The 6,097-nt window shown below is 74.4% G+C and carries 5 protein-coding genes and 1 rRNA gene; 3 read left to right on the top strand and 3 right to left on the bottom strand.

Translation table 11 applies throughout. The annotated features are described in order from the left end of the window. The 3 genes from BMY88_RS21555 to BMY88_RS21545 form a co-directional block, all read right to left on the bottom strand. A 16S ribosomal RNA gene (locus BMY88_RS21555) occupies positions 1 to 159 on the bottom strand; the annotation flags it as partial. 397 nt (positions 160 to 556) lie between these two features. Then, on the bottom strand, positions 557 to 1,186 hold the full coding sequence (locus tag BMY88_RS21550) for an alpha-ketoglutarate-dependent dioxygenase AlkB (protein WP_091948820.1): 630 nt from the start codon (positions 1,184 to 1,186) through the stop codon (positions 557 to 559). Positions 1,187 to 1,234: 48 nt separating this feature from the next. Further along, the gene (locus tag BMY88_RS21545) at positions 1,235 to 3,460 is read right to left on the bottom strand and encodes a DEAD/DEAH box helicase (protein WP_091948860.1); all 2,226 of its coding nucleotides are present in this window, start codon (positions 3,458 to 3,460) and stop codon (positions 1,235 to 1,237) included. A gap of 73 nt (positions 3,461 to 3,533) precedes the next feature. On the opposite strand from BMY88_RS21545, the gene BMY88_RS21540 reads away from it, so the two are divergent. The 3 genes from BMY88_RS21540 to BMY88_RS21530 all read left to right on the top strand — a co-directional run bounded on the left by BMY88_RS21540 (position 3,534) and on the right by BMY88_RS21530 (position 6,062). Continuing rightward, positions 3,534 to 4,385 carry a PHP domain-containing protein gene (locus BMY88_RS21540; protein ID WP_091948816.1) on the top strand — a complete coding sequence of 284 codons (852 nt, stop codon included), beginning with the start codon at positions 3,534 to 3,536 and terminating at the stop codon, positions 4,383 to 4,385. A 107-nt stretch (positions 4,386 to 4,492) separates the two neighbouring features. Continuing rightward, positions 4,493 to 4,900 carry a YciI family protein gene (locus BMY88_RS21535; protein ID WP_091948813.1) on the top strand — a complete coding sequence of 136 codons (408 nt, stop codon included), beginning with the start codon at positions 4,493 to 4,495 and terminating at the stop codon, positions 4,898 to 4,900. 4 nt (positions 4,901 to 4,904) lie between these two features. Beyond that, positions 4,905 to 6,062 carry an RNA polymerase sigma factor gene (locus BMY88_RS21530; RefSeq protein ID WP_244524843.1) on the top strand — a complete coding sequence of 386 codons (1,158 nt, stop codon included), beginning with the start codon at positions 4,905 to 4,907 and terminating at the stop codon, positions 6,060 to 6,062. The last annotated feature ends 35 nt before the right edge of the window (positions 6,063 to 6,097 follow it).

Raw genomic sequence — 6,097 nt, 5'->3', positions numbered from 1 at the left:
CCAATTTCTTGGAGTTATCCCAGAGCTGAGGGCAGGTTGCCCACGTGTTACTCACCCGTTCGCCACTGATCCCCCCGCAAGCGGAGTTCACCGTTCGACTTGCATGTGTTAAGCACGCCGCCAGCGTTCGTCCTGAGCCAGGATCAAACTCTCCGTAGATGATTTGATCACAGCTGAGAACCGCGAGCTGACACTCGCGATATCAATCAACCAAAGGAATCCCTTACACCACACAACCAAAGCTGCGCAGTGCACGGGGTAAAACTTGGCACTGACTTTCGGCACGCTGTTGAGTTCTCAAGGAACGGACGCGCTCGTACTCGGGCCTTTGCAGGCTGTCGTTCGAGGCGGTGTTCTCAATGTACACCAGGCTCCGCAACAGTGGGCCCTCGGGGGGCGCTTCCGGCGGTTGACCAGGCTGGCGGCCCGGTCCGTTCTCGCTTGGTGCAAAGAGGACAGTACACGCTCTCGAGGGGGTCGTGCACGGGGGTCCCGGTCGCCGTCGCCATGTGTCCCTGACGCCCCGTCCGCCCCAGCTGAGGCGGCCCCGCCCGCCTCAGAGCACGCCGCGAGGGCGGAACTGGATGCTCACCCGGGGGCCGACGGTCCTCGACGTCTTGGGGATGCAGTGCTCCCAGGTGCGCTGGCAGGAGCCGCCCATGACCACGAGGTCCCCGTGCCCCACCGGGAAGCGCAGGCTCGGGCCGCCGCCCACCGGCCGGAGCAGGAGCGGACGCGGGGCGCCGAGGGACAGGATCGCGACCATCGTGTCGGCGGTCCGTGCCCGGCCGAGCCGGTCGCCGTGCCAGGCCACGCTGTCCCGCCCGTCGCGGTAGAGACACAGGCCCGCGGAGACGAAGGGCTCGCCGAGCTCCGGCCGGTAGTGACGGTCCAGAGCGGCGCGCGCCTCCGCCAGGAGCGCGTGCGGCAATGCCTCGCCCCTGCCGTACCAGCGCAGCAGCCGGGGGACGGCGACCTCCCGGTCGTACATCTGCCGCCGGTCCGCCCGCCAGCCGATGTCCCCCAGGAGCACCTCGAGCACCGCCTCCGAGCCGGCCATCCACCCCGGCAGCGAGTCGATCCAGGCGCCGCCGCTCAACGCCCGCCGCCGCACCCGACCGGCGAGCGGAGTCAGCGCCGGCTCCTCGGCGAGGTCCCACATCGACGGCTGATGGGCGAGGGCCATGGAGCCAGTCTAGCCATCCTTTCGCACAGCTGTTCGAAACCTGTGGACTCAGGCGGCCAGGGCGACCGCGAAGGGCAGCACGCGGGAGACGCCGGCCAGGCGGAGCTCGCGGGCGGCGACCGTCATCGTCCAGCGGGAGTCGGCGAGGTCGTCGACCAGCAGCACCGGCCCCGGGCCCAGCTCGGCGAGCCGGTCCCGCAGCTCCGGACCGACGCCGATCCGCTGCCAGACGCCGGCGAGTCGGAAGGCGCTGTTGCCGCCCGGGCCGCCGGTCGGCCCGCCGTGGGCCAGGGACATCTCGCCGAGGTAGGGCAGCCGGCCGAGCCGGGCCAGCCCCTCGGCGAGGCCGGTCACCAGGCGCGGCCGGCGGCGGGAGGGGATCGCGACGACGGCGGCCGGTCGCTCCGCCCAGTCCCACGCCCCCAGCACGCGGGCGCAGGCGCGCAGCAGCTCGTCGTCCGGACCGACGTCGGTCACCGAGCGCCGGACCGGGACGTCGAAGGCGGCGTCGGGGTCCTCCTCGATGCCCGGCGCCTCCAGGTCGAGCACCACCGTGCCGCCCACGCCGTCGTCCCCGAGCAGGGTGCGCAGCCGCTGGCCCCAGCCCAGGTCGGTGAGCCGGGCGACGGCCCGGCCGGGATCGACCTGCTCCGCGGGCGCGATCTTGCCCTTCACCGTCACGCCCAGGCGGTCGGCGCCGGTGGGCCACTGCGTGCGCGGCGGCAGCTCCACCCCGGGCCGGTCGAGCGCGGCCGAGGCGGCCTCGCTCGCGCCGGCGGGGATCTCCGTCGGGTACCAGGGGCCGGTGCAGACGTCGCAGCGGCCGCAGGGCGTGGCCGTCGGGTCGTCGAGGGCCTCCTGCAGGAAGGCCATGCGGCACTCGGCCTCGTCGACCGGCCTGGCGTAGGCGATCATCGCCCGCTGCTCGGCCTCGCGGGTCCGGGTGACCCGGGCGTAGCGGTCGGCGTCGTAGACCCAGGGGCGGCCGGTCGACCGCCAGCCGCCCTGCACCCGCTCCACCGCCCCGTCGACGGCGAGCACCTTGAGCAGCAGTTCCAGCCGGGAGCGGCGGACGTCGGCCACCGTCTCCAGCCGGGGCACCGACCACGCCTTGCCGTCGGCCATCGCGGTGAGGACGGCGGCCGCGTGGTCCTCCCGCGGCATGGACGACGTCGCGAACCACTGCCAGATCGCCAGGTCCTCCGGGCCGGGCAGGAGCAGCACGTCGGCGTGCTCCACCGCGCGGCCGGCGCGGCCCACCTGCTGGTAGTAGCTGACCGGCGACGACGGGGCACCGAGGTGGACGACGAAGCCGAGGTCGGGCTTGTCGAAGCCCATGCCCAGCGCCGAGGTGGCCACGAGTGCCTTCACCCGGTTCTCCCGCAGGGCCTCCTCGGCGTCCTTGCGGTCGGCGTCGTCGAGCCGGCCGGTGTAGGCGCGCACCTCGTGACCGGCGTCGCGCAGCAGCGACGCCGTCTCCTCCGCCGCGGCGACGGTCAGCGTGTAGACGATGCCACTTCCCGGGAGGTCGCCCAGGTGCGCCGCGAGCCAGGCCAGGCGGGCGCGGTCGGTGGGCAGCCGCAGCACGCCCAGGCGCAGCGAGTCCCGCGCCAGTGGGCCGCGGACCGTCGTCACCTCGACACCACCGGCGCCCAGCTGCTCGGCCACGTCGGCCACCACCCGCTCGTTCGCCGTGGCGGTCGTGGCCAGGACCGGGGTGCCCGCCGGCAGCGTGCCCAGCAGCTCGCGGATGCGCCGGTAGTCGGGCCGGAAGTCGTGCCCCCAGTCGGAGACGCAGTGCGCCTCGTCGACGACGAGCAGGCCGCAGCGGGCCACCAGGCCGGGCAGCTGCTCCTCGCGGAACCGCGGGTTGGTCAGCCGCTCGGGGGAGACCAGCAGGACGTCGACCTCGTCGGCGGCCAGCCGGGCGGCGATGTCGTCCCACTCCGTGACGTTCGAGCTGGAGATCTCCACGGCGCGGATGCCGGCCCGAGCGGCCGCGGACACCTGGTCGCGCATCAGCGCCAGCAGCGGGCTGACCAGCAGGGTCGGGCCGGCGCCGCGCCGGCGCAGCAGCGCGGTGGAGACGAAGTAGACGGCCGACTTCCCCCACCCGGTGCGCTGCACGACCAGCGCCCGCTGGGACTTCTCCACCAGCGCCGCGACCGCCGCGTCCTGCCCCTCGCGGAACTCGGCGTCGGGCCGGCCGGTGAGCTCGCGCAGCACCTCCAACGCCTCGGCGGCAGTGTCGGGCGTCTGCGCAACGGTGGTCATGGGCCCGACAGTAGGCACCGCCGCCGACATCCCGCGGGCGCCCGTGGACAGGAGCGCGAGAGGATGGACGGCGATGCCGCCCCCCCAGGACCCGACGCCCGCCCCGACGCCGCCGCCCGACAACCACGTCCACACGGGATGGTCGTGGGACACCGCCTCCGCCTCGACGATGGCGCGCGCGTGCGAGCGGGCGATCGCGCTCGGGCTGCCGGCCATCGCGTTCACCGAGCACCTCGACTTCACCGTGTGGGACCCCGACGACCGGGCCACCGACGAGGGGCTGGTGGAGCGGCACGCCTCCCGGCACGCGGAGATCGACGTCCAGGGCTACTTCGCCGAGCTGGCCGAGGTGCGCGAGCGGTTCCCGCAGCTGCGCATCTGGTCCGGCGTCGAGGCCGGCGAGCCGCACCTGTTCTCGGCGAGCATCGCCGCGCACCTGCGCAACGGCCCGGTCGACCGGGTGCTGGGCTCGCTGCACTCGCTGCCCGAGGGCGGCCGGCTGTACGGCGTGGGTCACCTGCTGTGGGAGGACGCCGACGGCACGATGCGCCGCTACCTCGCCGAGGTCGTCGACATGGTGGAGAGCAGCGACGTCTTCCAGGTGCTCGCGCACGTGGACTTCCCGCGGCGGTACTGGCCCGGTGGCATCCACCGGTATGCGGAGAAGGACTTCGAGGAGGAGTACCGGCAGGTGTTCGGGGCCCTCGCCCGGACCGGCCGCGCCCTCGAGGTGAACACGAGCAGCCCGCTGGCCTCGGTCGACCAGGTGCGCTGGTTCCGCGAGGAGGGCGGCGAGGCGATCAGCTTCGGCAGCGACGCGCACCAGCCCGGCGCGGTCGGTCAGCGGTTCGACCTCGCCGTCGACATCGTCGAGGCCGCGGGCTTCCGGCCGGGGCGGGATCCGTTCGACTTCTGGCGCCGCTGAGGAGTTCTCGGCAGATTTCTCCGCACGGCATGTCGAGAACCCGCGCGCGGCTCCGTCCCCCGGGTGCGAGCGGCCACGACGGGCCGCACGACACCGAGGAGAAGACGATGGCCAAGTACCTGCTGCTCAAGCACTACCGCGGCGCGCCGGCGGCGGTGAACGACGTCCCGATGGACCGGTGGACGCCGGAGGAGGTCACTGCCCACGTGCAGTACATGGAGGACTTCGCGACCCGGCTCGAGGGCACCGGCGAGTTCGTCGACGGTCAGGCGCTGGCCCCCGACGGGATGTGGGTCCGCTCCGACGGCGAGGGGCGCCCGCCGGTCACCGACGGCCCGTTCGCCGAGACCAAGGACCTGATCGCCGGCTGGATGATCATCGACGTCGACACCCGGGAGCGGGCGATCGAGCTCGCCGGCGAGCTGTCCGCCGCGCCGGGCGCGGGCGGGGAGCCGATCCACGAGTGGCTCGAGGTGCGGCCGTTCCTGGGCGCGCCCCCCACCATCACGGAGTGACGCGGTGGACCGGGTGATGGACGCCGCCCGGCTGCGCACCCTCGTCCCCGCCGTGATCGGGACACTCGGCCGCCGCGGAGCGGACTTCGCGGCGGCCGAGGACGCCGTCCAGGAGGCCCTGGTGGAGGCCGTGCGCGTCTGGCCGGACGACCCGCCGCGCGATCCGCAGGGCTGGCTGGTCACGGTGGCCTGGCGCAAGTTCCTCGACGCCACCCGCGCCGACACCTCCCGGCGGCGGCGCGAGGTCCGGGTGGAGGAGGAGCCGGCGCCGGGCCCGGCCCCGGACGTCGACGACACGCTGCAGCTGTACTTCCTCTGCGCCCACCCCTCGCTGTCCCCGGCGTCGGCGGTCGCGCTCACGCTGCGCGCGGTCGGCGGGCTCACCACACGCCAGATCGCGCAGGCGTACCTGGTACCGGAGGCGACGATGGCCCAGCGCATCAGCCGGGCGAAGCGGACCGTCTCCGGCGTCCGGTTCGACCGGCCGGGGGACCTCGCGACGGTGCTGCGCGTGCTCTACCTGGTCTTCAACGAGGGCTACTCCGGCGACGTCGACCTCGCCGCCGAGGCGATCCGGCTCACCCGGGAGCTCGCGGCGCGCGTCGACGAGCCGGAGGCCTCCGGCCTGCTCGCGCTCATGCTGCTGCACTCCGCGCGGCGCCCGGCCCGGACCCGCGCCGACGGCACCCTCGTGACCCTCGCCGAGCAGGACCGCGGCCGCTGGGACCAGGCGCTGATCACCGAGGGCGTCGCCGTCCTCCAGGCGGCGCTGGCCCGCGACCGGCTGGGCGAGTACCAGGCCCAGGCCGCGGTCGCGGCGCTGCACGCCGACGCGCGCACGGCGGCCGAGACCGACTGGGTGCAGATCGTCGAGTGGTACGACGAGCTCGTCCGGCTCACCGGCAGCCCGGTCGCGCGGCTCAACCGGGCCGTCGCGGTCGGGGAGGCCGACGGGCCGCGGGCCGGCCTGGCCGCGCTCGCGGAGCTGGACCCCGGGCTGCCGCGATACGACGCCGTCGCCGCCTACCTGCACGAGCGGGACGGTGACCGCGCGGCAGCGGCACGGCTGTACGCCGAGGCCGCGCGGGCGGCGGCCAACCTTCCCGAGCGGGAGCACCTCACCCGGCAGGCGGCCCGGCTCAACGCGGCGCTGCGCGGCTGAGCCGTTCCCCCGTGCGGGCGCCGTCAGTAGGGTCG

Source organism: Trujillonella endophytica (genome assembly GCF_900110555.1).
Taxonomy (GTDB): domain Bacteria; phylum Actinomycetota; class Actinomycetes; order Mycobacteriales; family Geodermatophilaceae; genus Trujillonella; species Trujillonella endophytica.
This window is presented reverse-complemented; position numbering and strand designations above follow the sequence as displayed.